Origin of the sequence: Tsukamurella conjunctivitidis (assembly GCF_007858475.1) — a bacterium.
Lineage (GTDB): Bacteria > Actinomycetota > Actinomycetes > Mycobacteriales > Mycobacteriaceae > Tsukamurella > Tsukamurella conjunctivitidis.
Window position 1 is genome coordinate 351,546 of record NZ_VIGX01000001.1, and the last position, 17,112, is coordinate 368,657.

Consider the following 17,112-nt stretch of genomic DNA (forward strand, 5'->3'; position numbering starts at 1 on the left):
CGACGAGGGAGATACATGGGACAGCAGCACGCGATCGCCGATGTGGTCGGGATCGGGGCCGGACCGTCGAATCTGGGGCTGGCCGCGGCCCTCGATGAGCGGAACCGGACGGGTCTGCCGCCGCTCTCGATGGCGATCCTCGAACGCAAGCCGTCGTTCGCCTGGCATCCGGGCATGCTCCTCGACGGCGCCACCATGCAGATCGCCTTCCTCAAGGACCTGGTGACGCTCCGCAACCCGCGCAGCCCGTTCACGTTCCTGAGCTACCTCGAGGCGCGCGGCAGGCTCGTCGACTTCATCAACCACCAGACCTTCTTCCCGACGCGCGTCGAGTTCACCGACTACCTCTCCTGGGTCGCCGAGAGCGTCTCCGCGCGGATCGACTACGGCACCACCGTCACGGCGATCGAGCGCGTGGACCCCGTCGTCGACGGTGCGCGGTGGCTCGTCCGGTACACCGGGCCCGACGGGGACGGCACCCTGCGCGCCCGGTCCGTCGTCGTGGCGACCGGCCTGCGTGAGCGGCTGCCCGAGTGGGCCCACGCAGGTCCCCGCCTGTTCCACAATCACCGGCTGCTCGAGCACCTCGCGTCGGCGGACCTGGATCCCGCTGCACCGCACCGCTTCCTGGTCGTGGGCGGCGGGCAGAGTGCCGCCGAGGTCGCGCAGTACCTGCACCGCACCTACCCGAACGCGGTGGTGGAGAGCGTCTTCAACTCGTACGGCTTCCAACCCGCCGACGACAGTCCGTACGCCAACAAGGTCTTCGATCCGGATGCCGTCGACGACTTCTACGATGCTCCCGCCGAGGTGCGGAGCGAACTGATGACGCGGCACGCCACCACCAACTACGGCTGCGTCGACCTCGAGCTGATCAACGAGCTCTACGCCGTCGAGTACCAGGAGAAGGTCTCCGGCCATCGCCGCCTGCTGATGCGCCCCGCCACCGTCGTCACCTCGGCAGTGGCGTCCGAGACGGGCGTGCGGGTCACCCTGCGCGACCGTATCGCCGATGCGACGAGCGGCCAGGACTACTCCGCCGTGGTGTGCGCCACCGGCTTCCGTTCGATCGGCGTCACCGACGTGCTCTCCGGGTGGGACGTCGCGCCCGAAAGGCTGCGCGTCGGACGCGACTACGTACTGTCCCTCGATGACGAGCGGCTCGACGGCCTGTACGTCCAGGGCGCCACCGAATCCACCCACGGCCTCGGCTCGACGCTGCTGTCGAACGTCGCCGTCCGCGCCGGCGAGATCCTCGACGGGATCGTCGCCGACACCACCTTGACCACCGTCGCGAAGGGAGCATGATGCGCGTCGTCACCTTCGGCTTCCAGACCTGGGGCCACCGCACACTGTCCGCCGTCCTCGATGCCGGCCACGAGGTCGCACTCGCTGTGACCCACCCCGTCTCGAACAATCCGTACGAGATGATGTGGAACGACTCCGTCGAGGAGCTCGCCGCGTCCCGCGGTGTGCCGGTGCATCTCGCGAAGAAGCCCGACGAGGCCCTCTTCGAGGCGGTTTCGGCTGCCGAGCCGGACATCATCGTCGCCAACAACTGGCGCACCTGGTTGCCGAAGTCGATCTATTCGATGCCCCGCCTCGGCACCCTCAACATCCACGACTCGCTGCTCCCGAAGTACGCCGGGTTCTCGCCGCTGATCTGGGCGCTCATCAACGGTGAGACCCACGTGGGCGTCACCGCGCACCTGATGGACGAGGGGCTGGACACCGGCCCGATCATCGCGCAGGAGTCCGTCGCCGTCGGCCCGACCGACCGCACCGTCGACCTATTCCACCGCACCGTCGATCTGATCGGCCCGCTGGTGGCGCGCTCGCTCGGCGAGCTGGAAGCCGGTACGGCCCAGCCGATCCCGCAGGATCCCGCAGCCGCGACATACTTCCACAAGCGCTCCGACGCCGACAGTCGCATCGACTGGTCCTGGCCCGCCGACGCGATCGAGCGGCTCATCCGCGCGCAGTCGGATCCGTACCCCAACGCACACACGATCTTCCGCGGCCAGCGCCTGGCGATCACCGCGGCTTCCGTCTCCACCAAGCGCTACGGGGGCACGCCCGGTCGCGTCTGCGTTCCCGACGGTGACGGCATCGCCGTCGTCGCCGGCCCCGACGCGTGGCGCGCCGGGAACCCGGCGCTGATCGTCGAGACCGTCCGCACGGAGGACGGCGCCGAGCACCCCGCCGCGAAGATCTTGGGCGACTCCGGCGCCTACCTCGGCTGAACCGGGGATTCGGGACATGCACGCATTCATCACCGGCGCCGCCTCCGGGATCGGCGCCGCGACGGCCCTGCGGCTCGCGCGCCGCGGGCCCGTCGCACTCGCCGACCGCGACGCGGACGGCCTGGTCGCCACCGCGCGGGCCGTCACCGCCGCGGGCGGCACGGTCACCTCGCACGTCGTCGACGTGACCGACGCCGGCGCCGTCGAGGCCGCCCTCGACGCCGCGGAGACGGCGGGCGGGCCGGTCGATGCGCTCGCGCACTGCGCGGGCGTCCTGGTGGCCGGGCCGATCCTCGAGACCGCCTCGGCGGACTGGGCCGCGGCGCTGGCCGTGAACCTGACGGGCACGGTGAACGTGCTCACCGCCGCCGCCCGCCGCATGGCGGACCGGAGCGCGGGCGCTGCGGTGGTCGTCGGCTCCAACGCGGGCAACGGCCCACGGGTGGGCCTGGGCGCCTACGGGGCGTCGAAAGCCGCCGCGCACAACGCGACCCTGACGCTCGCCCTGGAACTGGCCGGCAGCGGCGTGCGGATCAACGTGGTCGCCCCCGGTTCCACCGCCACCCCCATGCAGACGGCCTTCGGCGGCGCGGCCGCCGCCGAGGCGGCGATCGCGGGCGATCTGTCGCGGCACCGGCTCGCGATCCCGTTGGGGCGCATCGCCGATCCCGAGGACATCGCCGGGGCGATCGACTACCTGCTCTCGCCCGACGCGCGGCACGTGACCGCGCAGGTACTCACCGTCGACGGAGGCGCCACCGTATGACCAGCACGCAGACCGGATTCCTTCCCCGGTTCTTTCCGCCCGAGTTCGCCGCGCGGTACCGCGCGGCGGGTTACTGGACTTCAGAGACCTTCGCGGACTTCCTGCCCGACGCGGCGGCCCGCTTCGGCGACGCCGAGGCGCTCGTCGCCGAGGACCGCGCCGGCGCGGTCGTCCGGCTGAGCTACCGCGGTCTCGACGCCGCAGCCGCGGACGTGGCCGCCGGGCTCCGCGCCCGCGGCATCGCCGAGGGCGATCGCGTCGTGCTGCAGCTGCCGAACACCGCCGACTTCGTCACCGTGCTGTTCGGGCTGTTCCGGATCGGCGCGGTGCCCGTCTTCGCGCTGCCCGCGCACCGGCGCAGCGAGCTCGTGCACTTCGTGAAGACGTCCGGGGCGAAAGCCCTGATCACGGCGGCGACCATCAGCCGCTTCGACCACCGCGGCCTCGCCGCCGAGGTCGCCGCGGAGACCGGCGTCGAGGCGCTCGTCGTCGACGACGATCCGTTCGGCGTCGGCGAAGACGACGCCGCGAACGGGACGCCCGTCACCGTCGACCCGGAATCCCTGGCCTTCCTGCAGCTCTCCGGCGGCACCACGGGTGTGCCGAAGCTGATCCCGCGGACGCACGCGGACTACCTGTACTCGGTGCGCGAGTCCGCGAAGATCTGCGGCCTCGGACCCGGCACGCGCTTCCTGGTGGTCCTGCCCGTGGCGCACAACTTCCCGATGAGCAGCCCCGGCATCCTCGGGGTGCTGTGGGCGGGCGGCACCGTCGTGCTCGGGACGGACCCCGCACCGTCGAAGGCCTTTCCCCTGATCGAGGCCGAGCGGGTGACCATGACCTCGCTCGTGCCGCCGCTCGCGATGCTCTGGCTGCAGGCGGTGCCGGGCACGACCGCCGACCTGTCCAGCCTGGACGTCCTGCAGGTGGGCGGCGCCAAGTTCCCGCCCGAGGCCGCGCGCCGCGTGACGCCCGAACTCGGCTGCCGCCTGCAGCAGGTCTTCGGGATGGCCGAGGGCCTGGTCAACTACACGCGCGACGACGACCCCGAGGAGCTCGTGCTCGGCACGCAGGGCCGCGCGATCTCGCCCGACGACGAGGTGCGCGTCCTCGACGAGGACGGCACGCCCGTCGCGCCCGGTGAGCCGGGGCTGCTGTGGACCCGCGGGCCGTACACCATTCGCGGCTACCTGGGCGGCGTGGACGCCGAGTCCTTCGACGCGGAGGGCTTCTACCGTACCGGCGACATCGTGCGGCGGCTGCCGAGCGGCCACCTGGTGGTCGAGGGCCGCGCCAAGGACCAGATCAACCGCGGCGGCGAGAAGATCGCCGCCGAGGAGGTGGAGAACCACCTCATCGCCCACCCGCTCGTCCTCGACGCGGCCGTCGTGGCCGTGGCCGACGACTTCCTGGGGGAGCGGACCTGCGCCGTCGTCCTCACGGGCGAGGGCGAGCGGCCCACCGTGCCCGAGCTGAAGAAGTTCGTCCGCTCGCGCGGGGTGGCCGAGTACAAGGTGCCCGACAGGGTGGAGTTCGTCGACGAATTCCCCACGACGGGCGTCGGCAAGATCAGTCGCCGCGAACTGCGGCGCGCGCTGGCGGATCGCCTCCGGCACGAGGACGAGGCGCGCACGAACGAGGAGAAGCTGTGAGCCTGCCGAAGACGGTCGTCTACGACCTGCCCGAGATCGAGTGCGTCGACACCGTCGACTGGACGGTCGAGCCGTCGCGCTCGGTGCTCCTGATCCACGACATGCAGGAGCACTTCGTGGGGCCTTTCGAGCGCGACGCGGAGCCGCTGCGCACCGTCGTGCCGAACATCGTGGCGCTGCGCGCCGAGGCCCGCGCCGCCGGCGTCCCCGTCGTCTACACGGCGCAGCCGGGCGATCAGGACCCGGAGGAGCGGGCCCTGCTCACAGATTTCTGGGGGCCGGGCCTGAAGACGGCGAACCAGGACATCATCGGCGAGCTGACCCCCGCCGACGACGACATCCTGCTCACCAAGTGGCGCTACAGCGCCTTCGCCAAGTCGGACCTCGCCGAGCGGATGCGGGCCTGGGGCCGCGATCAGCTCGTGATCGTGGGCATCTACGCGCACATCGGGATCATGACCACGGCGCTCGACGCCTTCATGCGCGACGTGCAGCCCTACGTGGTGCGCGACGCCGTCGCCGACTTCTCCGCCGAGGATCACGCGGGCGCTCTCACCTACGTGTCGGGCCGATGCGGCAGAGTGGAGACCACAGCCAAGGTTCTGGAGGCATTGCGATGAATCAGGAGAGCGACCATCAGCACTTCCTGCTGACCGCGGCCGGACAGCGCCTGGCGGCGCGCGGCACCGCCGCGACCTTCACCGATCCGCACGCCGCGGCGGCCGCGCTGCGCGCCGGTACCGCGCCCGCCGTGGTGGGTGCGCTGCCCTTCGACCTGGCCGATCCCGCCGCGTTGACGGTGCCCGAGCACTTCGGTGACGTGGCCGATGCCCGGGCCGCCGGCACCGACGCCGAGCTGCCGACGCTGACCCAGACCGCGCAGCACCCCGCGCCGGCCGAGCACGTCGACCGGGTGCGCCGCGCCATCGCGCTCATCGACGACTCCGAGCTGCTTAAGGTCGTGCTGGCGCGCGCCGTCGACTTCGAGGCCGACGCGCCGCTCGACCCGATCGCCGTGGCCGCCGCGCTGGAGCAGCGCGACCTCGAGGGCAACGCCTTCGCCGTGGATCTCGGCGCCGCGGGGGAGGACTACCGCGGCCGCTGGCTGGTCGGTTCGAGCCCCGAGATCCTCGTCGGCCGCATGGGCGGCACCGTCTTCTGTCATCCCTTCGCGGGCACCGCGACCTCGCCCGACGGGCTGCTGGACTCGCCGAAGGACCGCGAGGAGCACGCCTACGTCGTCGACGAGATCGCGTCCGCGCTCGCGCCGCTGTGCGCGGAACTCGACGTGCCCGCCGCACCGTCGGTCACCCGGGCCGGGCCCGTGTGGCACCTCGGCACGAAGATCGAGGGCCGCCTGGCCGATCCGTCGACCACCGCGCTCGACCTCGCCCTGGCGCTGCACCCGACGCCCGCGGTCTGCGGCTTCCCGCGGCGCACCGCCGCGGGCGCCATCGCCGACATCGAGGGCGAGCGGGGCTTCTACGCCGGGGCCGTCGGCTGGACGACCGCGAACGGCGACGGGAACTGGCGCGTCAGCATCCGGTGCGCCGAGCTCGACGGTGCGCGGCTGCGCGCCTACGCGGGCGGCGGCATCGTCGGCGCCTCGGACCCGCAGGCCGAGCTGGCGGAGACCCGCAACAAGCTGCGCACCGTGCTGGGCCCGTTCCGGCTCACCGAGACCGCGCGGAGCTGAGGGTGGCGGACTGGACCGGCAGCCGGCTGCCGGTGTTCTTCGAGGCGCCCGAACAGCAGCCCGACCACCGGCCGATCGCGGTCGACGAGACGACCACGCCGCGGCAGCTGGTGCTGCGCACGATGTTCGGCAACCCGTCGCGCACGCTGCCCGCGGGCCTGCTCATCATCGGCCACCAGGTCGGCGAGGCGCTCGTGCCGGTGGTGATGGGCCTCGCGATCGACCGGGCCGTCCAGACCGGCGATTGGGCGGCCACGATCCGCTGGGTGCTGGTGCTGGCGGTGCTGTTCGCCTTCCTCTCGTTCAGCTTCCGGTTCGGCTCGCGTATCGGCTTCCTCGGCATGAACACGGTGCAGCACCGGCTGCGCACCCAGGTGACCGACCGGATCCTCGATCCGCGCGGGCTCGGCGGCGGTCATCCGCCCGGGATGCTGCTCTCCATCGCCACCTCCGACGTGCAGCGGCTCGCGATGTCGGTCGCGCTCGGGCTCTACCCCGTGGGTGAGCTCGCGGCTATCGTCTTCTGCGGTGTGGTGCTGCTGTCCATCTCCTGGCAGCTGGGCCTGCTGGTCCTGCTCGGTGCGCCCGCGATGCTGTGGTGCCTCGACAAGGCGGGCGGGGCGCTGCGCGCCCGCAGCGAGGCCGAACAGCGCGCCGCCGGCGAGGCCGCCGGGGCCGCGGCCGATCTCGTCGCCGGCTTCCGCGTGGTCAAGGGCATGCACGCCGAGGCCGAGGCGGACCGTCGCTACCGGTCCGCGAGCGCCCGCGCCCTCGCCGCCGTCATCAAGGCGCGTCGCTCCGAGGGCGTCTACGTGGGCGCGATGGAGGCCGTCGCCGCCGTCTTCGTCGTGCTCGTGGGCGTGCTGGCCGGCGTGAAGACGGTGCACGGCGACCTCACCGTCGGGCAGCTCATCACCGTCGTGGGCCTGACCCAGGTCGTCATGGCGCCGCTGCAGGCGATGGGCACCAACTTCGGCAAGTTCTGGGTCGCAGGGAACGCCTCTGCCACGCGCGTGCTCATGGTGCTGCAGGCGCCCTTCGCGCGCGACGAGGGCGCGCTGCACGCGCACGACGGGGACGAGGTGCCCGTGCGCGTCACCGGGATCCCCGCGGGCGACGGCGTCGTCGACCTGGAGTTCCCGTCCACCGGCGTCACCGCCGTCGTCTGCGGGGCCGAGACCACCGCCGCCGCGACCGCGCTGCTGGCCAGGACCGGTGCGCCCCGGGACGGTGCGTCGGTCACCGTCGGCGGCACCGATCTGTACGAGCTCACCCAGCCCGCCGCGCTGCGGACGGTCCGCGTCGCGCCGCACGCCACCACGCTGTTCGAGGGCACCGTCGAGGAGAACGTCGCCGCGGGCGGAGCGCCCGACCGCGTCGCCGCCGCGCTCCTCGCCGCCGCCTGCGACGACGTCCTCGACGTCCTGCCCGACGGGCTGCAGACCTCCGTCGGCGAGGCCGGGCGGCTGCTCTCCGGCGGCCAGCGGCAGCGCGTCGCGCTCGCCCGCGCGCTCGCCACCGACACCCGCACGCTCGTGCTCGTCGACCCCACCAGCGCGGTCGACTCCGTCACCGAGGCCGCGATCGCCGACCGGCTGGGCGCGGCCCGCGAGGGCCTCGCCACCGTCGTCTTCACCGCGTCCCCCACCCTCATCGCCGCGGCCGACACGGTGCTCACCGTGACCCCCACCGGAGCGGAGGTCCGCGCATGACCGCCCCCACCACGACCACGGGAACGCTGCCCATCGCCGACGGCGGCAAGCTGCCGATCGCGACAGGTGCCGCCACCTTCCGGTACGCCCGCGGGCTGCTCGCGGGCAAGCGCGGCGCGCTCGCCGTGGTCTTCGCGGTGCTGCTCGTGGGCGCCGCGCTCGGCCTCGCCGTGCCCTGGGGCTTCGGCGCCATGGTCGACGTGGCGATCGAGAACCGCGGCTACCGCGACGTGCTGCGCATCGGCGGGCTCATGGCCGCCGCGGCGATCGCCTCCGCGGCCTTCACCGGCCTCGGCATCGCGCTCACCGCGCAGCTCTTCGAGACCGCCCTCGCGCGCCTGCGCGAATCGATGGTCGGCGCCGCGCTCCGCCTCTCCCAGGCACGGGTCGAGGAGGCCGGTTCCGGCGACCTCGTCTCCCGCGCCACCGACGACGTCGGCGTGGTCAGCCAGGCCATCTCCCGCGGCGTGCCCGCCCTCGCCCGATCGGGATTCGCCGTCGCGGTGACCATCGCGGGCTTCGCGGCGCTGGACTGGCGGTTCCTGCTGGTCGTGGTCGTGGTGCTGCCCGTCTACGTGCTCGGCGCGCGGATGTACGTCCGCGCCGCGCCGCCCGTCTACCGCGCCGAGCGGGTCGCCATGGCCGATCGGGCGCACCACATGCTCGGCTCCATCCGGGGACTGCCCACCGTGCACGCCTACGACCTGATGGACCGTGCCAGCCTGCGCGTCAGCGACGGATCCTGGCGCGTGGTCCGGTGGACGATGCGCGCCCGTATCGTGCAGAACCGGCTCTTCGGCCGCGTCAACCTGGCCGAGTTCGTCGGCATGGCCGCGATCCTCGTGCTCGGCTTCGCCCTGGTCGACGGGGACCTCGTCACCGTCGGCGCCGTCACCACCGCGATGCTGCTCTTCCTGCGCCTGTTCGGGCCGATCGGCGCGCTGCTCATGGTGATGGACGACATCCAGTCGGCCGGCGCCTCGCTGGCCCGCATCGTCGGCGTCATCACGCTCGCCGACGACGACGCGACCGACGCACCGTCGGGCGAGGTGCCGGTGCTCGACGGGCCGCCCGCGGTCGAGGTCGGCGCCGTCGCCTTCGGCTACGGCACCGGGCGCCGCGTGCTCGACGGCGTCAGCGTCCGCATCGCGCCGGGAGAGACGGTCGCCGTGGTCGGCACCTCCGGCGCGGGCAAGACCACCCTCGCCGCGCTCATCGCCGGCGTGCACAGGCCCGACGCGGGCGTCGTCCGGATCGGCGGTGTGGACCTCGCGACGCTGCCGGACGCCGCGGCGCCGGTCCTGCTCACCCAGGACGTGCACGTCTTCGCGGGCACCCTCGCCGAGGACCTGCGGATGGCGGCACCGTCGGCCTCCGACGAGGAGCTGCGTGCGGCGCTGGAGCGGGTGGGCGCGGGCGAGTGGGTGGCGCTCCTCGACGACGGATTGGAGACCGTCGTCGGCGCCGGCGGCCACGCGCTCACGCCGCAGCGCGAGCAGCAGCTCGCGCTGGCCCGCCTGGTGCTGCTCGACCCGCCCGTCGCGATCCTCGACGAGGCCACCGCCGACGCCGACAGCGCCGACGCCGACGTGCTGGAGGAGGCCGCGCAGGCCGCGCTCGCCGGACGCACCGCGCTCGTCGTGGCGCACCGGCTCAGCCAGGCCGCCCGCGCCGACCGGATCCTCGTCATGGAGCGCGGCGCCATCGTCGAACAGGGCACGCACGACGAGTTGCGTTCGGCCGGCGGGCGCTACGCCGCACTGTGGTCCGCGTGGAGCCGGCACCGGTGAGCGTGGAGTACGCGATCGGCCCCCTCCGCCCCGGTGACGGAGAGGCGATCGCGGCCTGGCGGTACGAACCGCCCTGGGATGTCTACGACCTCGCGCCCGACGAGGCCCCGACCGCGGACGAGGGCTACCTCGGCGTCTACGACGGCGACGTCCTGCTCGGCTTCTTCTGCACCGGGGAGGAGGCCCGCGTCCCCGGCCTCGCCGCGGTCGACGGAGTCGTCGACCTCGGGGTCGGCATGGCTCCGGATCGCACCGGGGCCGGGCGCGGCGCGGGTTTCGCGCGCGCCGTCATCGCCCACCTGCGCGCCGACGGTGCCACCCGCGTGCGCGTGGTGGTCCAGGCGTGGAACGCCCGCAGTCTCCGGCTGTCGACAGGGCTCGGCCTGGAGCGGACCGGCGTCGTCGTCGTGGAGCAGGGCGGCGCGGAGGTCGAGTACGCGGTGCTCGAGGGCGATCTGCGCGACCTTCCGTAGCTCCGCCCGGGTGAACTCGTCCGGGCGTCAGGCGCCGTGGAAGGCGCGGTAGACCGCTGATCCGTAGAACGCGCCGATCCGCTCGGAATCGCCGCGCCACTGCGGCCCGGCGTCGTCCGGCCGACCGTCGAGCATGGACCGCACCGCGGCCTCGCACGCCGAGACGAAGAGCTCCATCAGCATGGGCAGCTTCTCGTCGAGGTCCTGCATGTCCCACCAGCGGATGAGCGCGGGGCGGATCCACTCCTCGGCCTGCTTCGCCAGCGTCGCGCGGGCGCCGCGCACCCGGTGCACGACCTCCGGGTCGGTGACGCCCGAGAACAGCAGCTGCCAGGTGTCGGCGCGTTCGTTGACCGCGTCGAGGAGGCCGCGCATGCCGATGATGAAGGCGGTCTCGGGGTCCTCGCCGTGCGCGCTGTGCAGCGAGGTGAGGACGTAGGTCATCATCGTCTCGGTCTCCCGGTCGAGCAGCGCGGTGATGAGCGCGACGCGGTCCGGGAAGCACGAGTAGATGACGGGGCGCGTGACCTGCAGGCGATCGGCGACGGTGCCGATGGTCACGGCCGCCAGGCCGTCGCGCGCCGCGATCTCCAGCGCGGCGTCGAGGACCTGGGGGCGGCGGCGCTCGGGCCCGAGGTGTTCGGCACGACGGCGTCCGCGGTTCGCGGTGGTAGGCATTCCACACATTTTACGCAGTGCGTGCGACCCGCAGGCCGTCCCGGCGCTGCGGAGGCCCGCACCGCCCGTTCACGCGACGTTCACCATCCGGTCCGAGCCGGCCCGTAGCCTTCGCCCCGTGATGGATCTCGATCTGCCCGTGGGCATCGACTTGAGCGCGGTCAGCGGCCGCGAGGCGCTGCAGAGGATCGTCGACCTCCGAGCGACCGAGGGCTTCTCGGTGAACGACGACGATGACGACGATCCGGTGCTGCTCACCCCCGAGCGGCACGTCGTCGACACCTGGCGCGAGGGCTACCCGTACTCGGAGCGGCTCGCGCGGTCCGAGTACGAGCGGGACAAGCGGCTGCTGCAGATCGAGCTGCTCAAGCTGCAGCGCTGGGTCAAGGACACCGGGCAGCGGCTGGTCATCGTCTTCGAGGGCCGCGACGCCGCGGGCAAGGGCGGCACGATCAAGCGGTTCATGGAGCACCTCAACCCGCGTGGCGCGCGCGTGGTGGCGCTGGTCAAGCCCACCGAGCGCGAGGCCGGCGAGTGGTACTTTCAGCGCTACATCGATCACTTCCCGACCAAGGGCGAGATCGTCCTGTTCGACCGCTCCTGGTACAACCGCGGCGGCGTCGAGCGGGTCATGGGATTCTGCTCCGACGAGCAGCACGAGCGCTGGACCCACCAGGTGCCGCTGTTCGAGAAGATGCTGGTCGAGGACGGCATCGACGTCACCAAGTTCTGGTTCTCGGTGACCCAGCTCGAGCAGCGCACCCGCTTCGCGATCCGCCAGATCGATCCCGTCCGGCAGTGGAAGCTCTCGCCGATGGACCTCGCCTCGCTCGACAAGTGGGACGGCTACACCGCGGCGAAGGAGGAGATGTTCAACGCGACGGACACCGACTACGCGCCCTGGACCGTCGTGAAGAGCAACGACAAGAAGCGCGCCCGGCTCAACGCCATGCGCTACATCCTCGACAAGTTCGACTACGACAACAAGGACATGGACGTCCTCGCGAACGGGCCCGACCCGCTCATCGTCGGCCGCGGCCGCGACCTCATCAGCGACTGATCGGGAGCGGAGCGGAGCGGGTGCGCGGGGACCGTCGAGTACCGTTGTCGCCGTGCGTTCTCTGACGGCTTTCCTCCTCGTTCTCGTGGCGATCGCGGCCACGTTCGTGGCGGTCCCCGCCGCCTGGGCGAAGTCCACGGTGCTCGACCGCGCCGAGTTCACGACGCTCATGGAGCCTCTGGGTCGTGACCCCGCCGTGCAGGACGCGATGGCGCAGGAGATCGCCCAGCAGGTGCAGCGGCTGCTCACCGAGCAGGGCGACGCCCGTCCGCCGCTCGATGCGATCACGCCCTACGTCTCGACCTACGTGCACGGCCCGCAGTTCCCGGCGGCGTTCACCGAGGCCGTCGGCCAGGTGCACACCTGGTTGCTGGTCCGGCCCACCGCCGAGCAGCGGCTGCGCGGCGCCACCACCGCCGAGATCGACCTCGCGCCGATGATCCGGGACGTCGCCGCCGCGAACAACGTGAAGGTGTCCGTCCCGGAGCGGGTCACCATCGACCTGTCCGGGACCGGCGCGAACCGCGACCTGTTCCGGGCCGGACGGTACGCGTCCGTCGCCGACACGATCCGGTCGGCGGCGTGGATCGCGCCGCTGACGGCGCTCGCCGCGGCGCTCCTCGCACTGCTCGCCGCCCACCGCCGTGGGTTCATGCTCTTCTACCTGGGGCTCGGCGTGGCCGTCGCCGCCGGCGTCACCTGGATGCTGTGCGTGGCCGCACCGTCGTACGTCTCGAGCCGCAGCGGCACCGGCGGGCTGAGCCCCGTGGTCGACGCGGCGCTCGAGCAGGTGACGAAGAGCCTGACGCCGTGGATCATGACCGAGGCCGCGATCGGTGGCGCGCTCGCGCTATTGGGGCTGATCTTCGGCGGGCTGGGGGCGGTCGCCGCCCGGCGCGCGGAACGGCGCGCCTGGTGACCTCCACCGCCCGGCCCACCGTCGCGACCCTGACCTACAAGGACGGCACCACCAATCCCGTGCGGATCTTCCGCGGCCCCGACCCGACGGCGCCCGTGCTGATGATCTGGCCCGGCGTGAACGTGCCCGCCGGCTACTTCGACGATTTCGGGCGAGGGCTCATCGACGCGGGCTTCAACGCCGTCGTCGCCGAGCATCGGGGGCAGGGGGATTCGCGGCCGCGCGGCGCCGCCGGTACCCACGGGTTCCAGGACGTGGTGGTCGAGGACTACCCCGCGGTCTCGGCGCTGGCCCGGCAGAAGTTCCCCGGCGCGCCCCGGATCCTGCTGGGGCACAGCCTCGGCGGACTGATGGGCGCGATGTATGCGGCGCGGGCCCGGCGGAACCTCGCCGGGGTGATTCTGATCGCCTGCGGCACGGGCTATTACAAGCTCGACGGGCTGTCGGGCGCGGCCCGTCGGATCGGGACGTCCGTCGCCGCACGTGCCGCAGCCCGACGGGGTCACTGGTCCGGCCCGGACGGACTGGGCGAGGTGCCGAAGGGCATCGTTCGCGACTTCGACCATCTGGTGCAGACGGGCGACTTCAACGTCGACGGGGCGGATGTGGACTACGAGGCGCGCCTGGCGGGTACCCGCACGCCGGTGCTGACGGTGGCGATCGCGGGTGACGAGCTCGTCTCGGAGAAGCAGTCGCGGTTCGTGGGGGAGAAGTTCCCGTCGGCCGATCACCGTCGGATCGAGGAGCCGCTGGGGCACAACCAGTGGATCCTGTCGCCGGGGGCGGTGATCCCCGCGTTGTCGGGGTGGATAGCGCAGTCCGTGCCGCGCGGCTGAGGGCGGTCGTCGCCGGGTGGGGTAGTCGGTCGCGACAGTGATGCGTGCGGCGCATCGCTTCCTCGTCGGCGTGACCGGCGCAGTCGTCATCGACAGTCGGGTACCCGTGTTCGTCCCCTGCGCGACGCCGATCCGCAGGCCGGGGGCTAGCCCGCGAGGCCGGTGACCAGGACCGGATTGTGCGCGGGTGCCAGCCACTTCAGCAGCGTGACCATGCCCTCGCGGCTGATCGCGACGCAGCCGAGCGTCGGCTGGCCGTCGGTGACGTGCAGGAACATCGCGCCACCCTTGCCCGGCGTGTGGCTCGGGTTGTTGTCGAAATGCACGGCGTAGTCGTAGACGGGGCCCGCGTCGTAGAGGTTCTCGCTCTCCGGGCCCGGGCTGGCGGCCTGCGTCACCATCCGGTCGTAGGTCGGCGAGGCGACGTTGCCGTCCCACCAGTGTTGATTCGTCACCTTCGTGTACGGCAGCGTGGTCCCGGGGTTGTCCTGCCGGCCGAACGCCAGATCGAGGTTGAAGACGCCGAACGGGGTGCGGGGCACGCCGTCCTTGCCCTCGCCGATGCCCTGCTGCCCGACCTTGCCCGGGACCGGGCCGTAGACCTTCGTCCAGCCCTGCGCGAGCAGCGCCCACGCGGAAACCTGCACGTCGGTGGAGGAGAACGACGGTGCCGCCACGGTGATGATCTCCCGCGCCGCCGGCGCGGCCGCGATCGCGGCGTCGAGGAGCGCCTTGTCGGCATCGGCCGCGGCGGCGTACGGCACCGCCAGCGATGAGGCGACCGCGGCGGCGGGCAACGCAGCAAGTCCCACAAGCACCTGGCGCCTCTTCAACAACATGCGTCACAGTATGGCACGAGCTGGGGTTTCACGTGAAGCTGACGCCGCCGCGGCGGACCACCTCGTCGAACTGCTGCTGCGCCTCGTCGTCGAGGGGCAGGTAGACGGTGAGGAAGGCACCGTCGAACCGGTCGAGGAGGTAGCGCGCGCTACTGAACCGGATCCACCCGACCGGCGGGCAGCGGAAGCGGTGCTCGGCGGGGGACAGGCCGACCTCCTGCGATGCCCACGCGGCCGCGATCACCGGACTGCTGCCCGTGATCTCGGCGATGAAGCGCTCCCAGTCCGGGTCGCCGACGTGCCCGCCGTAGGCGTGGCGGACCTGCGTGACCATCGCCGCGAGGTACTCCGGATCGGCGACGGGGTGCCGGGTGTCCGCGGCGCGGCCCATCTTGTAGAGCGCGTTGCGATCCAGGCCGGTGTTGTTCGCGATCCCCTGGAACAACAGGTGGAAGCCGGCGCTCCCCGCGATCAGGTCGTAGCGCTCGCTGAAGACGGCGGCGGGCGTGGTGCCGAAGCGGTCGAGGACGCGGCGGGTGACGGTGTCGATCTCCGCGGCGGCGGGCGCGCTGTTCGTGCGCCGGGCCGCGGGCACGCCGGCCACGAGGTAGAGGTAGTCGTGCTCGTCGCCGGTGAGGCGGAACAGCCGGGCGAGCGCGTCGAGGACCTGCGTCGAGACGGAGATCCGTCGCCCCTGCTCGAGCCAGGTGTACCAGGTCAGGCCCACACCGGCGAGGGCCGCGACCTCCTCACGGCGCAGGCCGGGAACCCGGCGCGGCCCGGTGCGGGGAAGCCCGACGTCCTCCGGCGTCAGCGCGTCGCGCCGGGCACGCAGGAAGGCGCCCAACTCGCTGCTCCGTTCGCCGTTCACTCCGACAGCATTCCCCGGATCGGCGCGATTGTCATGGCGCGCGCTCGCGCGTGGGTGGTGGTGGCGGTACCAGGATGATCCGCCTCCTAGTGCCGTCCCGGCGCGGTGCGGAGAGTGGTCATCGTGAATCGCACCGTCGCCCACCCAACCGCCGTCGCTCCCGGAACTCCGCGGAGTGGCATGACGAAGCTCCTTGCGTTGCTGGGCTTCTCCATGATGCCGATGATCGACGCGACGATCGTCAACGTGGCTGCGCCGTCCATCGCGCGGGACCTCCCCGCGACGCCGACACAGTTGCAGTTCGTCGTGGGCGGCTACCTGCTCGCCTACGGATCGCTCATCATCACCGGCTCGCGGCTGGGTGCTCGGTACGGCCACGTCCGGACTCTGGGGTGGGCGACCGCCGCGTTCGTGCTCGCGTCCGTCGTGTGCGGACTCGCACCGAACGCGGTCGTTCTCATCGCCGCGCGGATCGCGCAGGGTGTGACCGCGGCCGCGATCATGCCGCAGGTGATGAGCCTGATCCAGCGCGACTACGCCGGTCCCGCATTGGCGCGCGCACTGTCGATGTTCAGTCTCACGACCGCCGCGGGCTTCATCCTCGGGCAGGTCGGCGGCGGCCTGCTCGTGGCGCTCGACGTCGCGGGCCTCGGCTGGCGGCTCGTCTTCCTGGTGAATCTGCCCATCGGAGCGGCCCTCCTGATCGCCCTGCGGCGGTACTTCGCCGCGGACGACGGGGATCCGCAGACGCGGATGGACCTCGGAGGAGTCGTCGTCGGCGCCGCGGCGCTGCTCCTCCTCATCGCGCCGCTGACCTTCGGTCGCGACGTCGGCTGGGCGCCGTGGGTGATCGGGCTCCTCGTGCTCGCCGTTCCCGCTCTCGGCGCCTTCGCCTGGGTGGAACGAGCGGTGGCGCGCCGCGGTGGCAACCCGCTGGTCCCGTCGGACCTGGTGCGCTCGCCGGGATTTCTGGCCGCGATCGGCGTGGTCCTACTGGTCTTCGCGAACTACGCCGGATTCCTCTTCGCCACCACGCTGTTCCTCCAGAACGAACACGGCTACGGACCGCTGGGTTCGGGGCTGTGGTTCCTGGTCTTCACGCCGGGCTTCCTGGCGGTCACCGTCGGATGGAAGCGGCTCCCGCCCCGGCTGCTCGGCCCGCTCGTCGCCGTCGGTGCCGCCCTGGTCGTCGCCGGCGACCTGCTGCTGTGGTGGGCTGCGCAATCACCTTCGGTGGGAGTGGTGTTCGCGCTCGCCCTGCTGATCCTGGGGGCGGGCACCGGCGCGATGTTCGGTCCCATCCTCACGCTCGCGCTGCGCTCGGTCGCGCCCGCCCTGGCCCCAGCGGCGAGCGGGGTCGTCACGACGATGTTCCAGGTCGGCAGCGCCGTGGGGGTTGCGGTGATCGGGTCGCTGTACTTCGCGGCAGGTGGCCTGGCGACGGCCGCCCTGTGGTGCGCGGTCCTCGCCGGAATCGCCGGCGTCCTGGTCGTCGTCACGACGATGCGTAGCCGGTCCGACGCCGGAGACGGCTCGCGATAGCAGGCGGCGCGCCGCGACTGCGGCGGGTATCCGCC

The 17,112-nt window shown here is 72.5% G+C and carries 16 protein-coding genes; 13 read left to right on the plus strand and 3 right to left on the minus strand.

What is annotated here, in order from left to right; all coding sequences use genetic code 11:
• Window positions 1–15 precede the first annotated feature (15 nt).
• Genes FK530_RS01620 through FK530_RS01660 form a run of 9 tightly spaced genes read left to right on the plus strand, consistent with a single transcriptional unit; the run spans window position 16 to window position 10,332 of the window.
• A complete protein-coding gene (locus tag FK530_RS01620; protein ID WP_146485234.1) occupies window positions 16–1,308 on the plus strand; it encodes a lysine N(6)-hydroxylase/L-ornithine N(5)-oxygenase family protein in 1,293 nt (430 codons plus the stop codon).
• Window positions 1,308–2,243 (plus strand): methionyl-tRNA formyltransferase, encoded by a 936-nt coding sequence (locus FK530_RS01625; protein WP_146485617.1) that lies wholly within the window; start codon window positions 1,308–1,310, stop codon window positions 2,241–2,243. Before FK530_RS01620 ends, FK530_RS01625 begins: the two co-directional genes overlap by 1 nt.
• A gap of 16 nt (window positions 2,244–2,259) precedes the next feature.
• Window positions 2,260–3,009, plus strand: coding sequence for an SDR family oxidoreductase (locus tag FK530_RS01630; RefSeq protein ID WP_146485235.1), 750 nt, complete (start codon window positions 2,260–2,262; stop codon window positions 3,007–3,009).
• The gene (locus FK530_RS01635; protein WP_146485236.1) at window positions 3,006–4,661 is read left to right on the plus strand and encodes a (2,3-dihydroxybenzoyl)adenylate synthase; all 1,656 of its coding nucleotides are present in this window, start codon (window positions 3,006–3,008) and stop codon (window positions 4,659–4,661) included. The genes FK530_RS01630 and FK530_RS01635 overlap by 4 nt, the downstream gene beginning before the upstream one ends.
• Window positions 4,658–5,281 (plus strand): isochorismatase family protein, encoded by a 624-nt coding sequence (locus FK530_RS01640; protein WP_146485237.1) that lies wholly within the window; start codon window positions 4,658–4,660, stop codon window positions 5,279–5,281. The genes FK530_RS01635 and FK530_RS01640 overlap by 4 nt, the downstream gene beginning before the upstream one ends.
• The gene (locus FK530_RS01645; protein ID WP_146485238.1) at window positions 5,278–6,357 is read left to right on the plus strand and encodes an isochorismate synthase; all 1,080 of its coding nucleotides are present in this window, start codon (window positions 5,278–5,280) and stop codon (window positions 6,355–6,357) included. The genes FK530_RS01640 and FK530_RS01645 overlap by 4 nt, the downstream gene beginning before the upstream one ends.
• A gap of 2 nt (window positions 6,358–6,359) precedes the next feature.
• Window positions 6,360–8,069, plus strand: a complete 1,710-nt coding sequence (locus tag FK530_RS01650; protein ID WP_231706453.1) for an ABC transporter transmembrane domain-containing protein — start codon at window positions 6,360–6,362, stop codon at window positions 8,067–8,069.
• Window positions 8,066–9,859 carry an ABC transporter ATP-binding protein gene (locus tag FK530_RS01655; RefSeq protein ID WP_146485239.1) on the plus strand — a complete coding sequence of 598 codons (1,794 nt, stop codon included), beginning with the start codon at window positions 8,066–8,068 and terminating at the stop codon, window positions 9,857–9,859. The genes FK530_RS01650 and FK530_RS01655 overlap by 4 nt, the downstream gene beginning before the upstream one ends.
• Window positions 9,841–10,332, plus strand: coding sequence for a GNAT family N-acetyltransferase (locus FK530_RS01660; protein WP_146485240.1), 492 nt, complete (start codon window positions 9,841–9,843; stop codon window positions 10,330–10,332). Before FK530_RS01655 ends, FK530_RS01660 begins: the two co-directional genes overlap by 19 nt.
• Before the next feature lie 27 nt (window positions 10,333–10,359).
• Here FK530_RS01660 and FK530_RS01665 read toward each other — a convergent pair whose 3' ends face one another.
• The gene (locus tag FK530_RS01665) at window positions 10,360–11,010 is read right to left on the minus strand and encodes a TetR/AcrR family transcriptional regulator (RefSeq protein WP_146485241.1); all 651 of its coding nucleotides are present in this window, start codon (window positions 11,008–11,010) and stop codon (window positions 10,360–10,362) included.
• 121 nt (window positions 11,011–11,131) lie between these two features.
• Between FK530_RS01665 and ppk2 the strand changes: the two genes are divergently transcribed.
• Genes ppk2 through FK530_RS01680 form a run of 3 tightly spaced genes read left to right on the plus strand, consistent with a single transcriptional unit; the run spans window position 11,132 to window position 13,825 of the window.
• Entirely contained in the window at window positions 11,132–12,070 is a 939-nt protein-coding gene (gene ppk2, locus FK530_RS01670) for a polyphosphate kinase 2 (RefSeq protein ID WP_146485619.1), read from the plus strand.
• A gap of 52 nt (window positions 12,071–12,122) precedes the next feature.
• Window positions 12,123–12,989: a hypothetical protein gene (locus tag FK530_RS01675; protein WP_146485242.1), complete on the plus strand. Its 867-nt coding sequence runs from the start codon at window positions 12,123–12,125 to the stop codon at window positions 12,987–12,989.
• A complete protein-coding gene (locus FK530_RS01680; protein WP_146485243.1) occupies window positions 12,986–13,825 on the plus strand; it encodes an alpha/beta fold hydrolase in 840 nt (279 codons plus the stop codon). Before FK530_RS01675 ends, FK530_RS01680 begins: the two co-directional genes overlap by 4 nt.
• A gap of 146 nt (window positions 13,826–13,971) precedes the next feature.
• Here the strand turns inward: FK530_RS01680 and FK530_RS01685 are convergent, their stop codons facing one another.
• Both FK530_RS01685 and FK530_RS01690 read right to left on the minus strand, forming a co-directional pair.
• Complete coding sequence (locus FK530_RS01685; protein ID WP_166443238.1) at window positions 13,972–14,664, minus strand: L,D-transpeptidase family protein; 693 nt, start codon at window positions 14,662–14,664, stop codon at window positions 13,972–13,974.
• A 28-nt stretch (window positions 14,665–14,692) separates the two neighbouring features.
• Window positions 14,693–15,535 carry a helix-turn-helix transcriptional regulator gene (locus FK530_RS01690; RefSeq protein WP_158645002.1) on the minus strand — a complete coding sequence of 281 codons (843 nt, stop codon included), beginning with the start codon at window positions 15,533–15,535 and terminating at the stop codon, window positions 14,693–14,695.
• Window positions 15,536–15,715: 180 nt separating this feature from the next.
• On the opposite strand from FK530_RS01690, the gene FK530_RS01695 reads away from it, so the two are divergent.
• Window positions 15,716–17,077, plus strand: a complete 1,362-nt coding sequence (locus FK530_RS01695) for an MFS transporter (RefSeq protein WP_146485245.1) — start codon at window positions 15,716–15,718, stop codon at window positions 17,075–17,077.
• The last annotated feature ends 35 nt before the right edge of the window (window positions 17,078–17,112 follow it).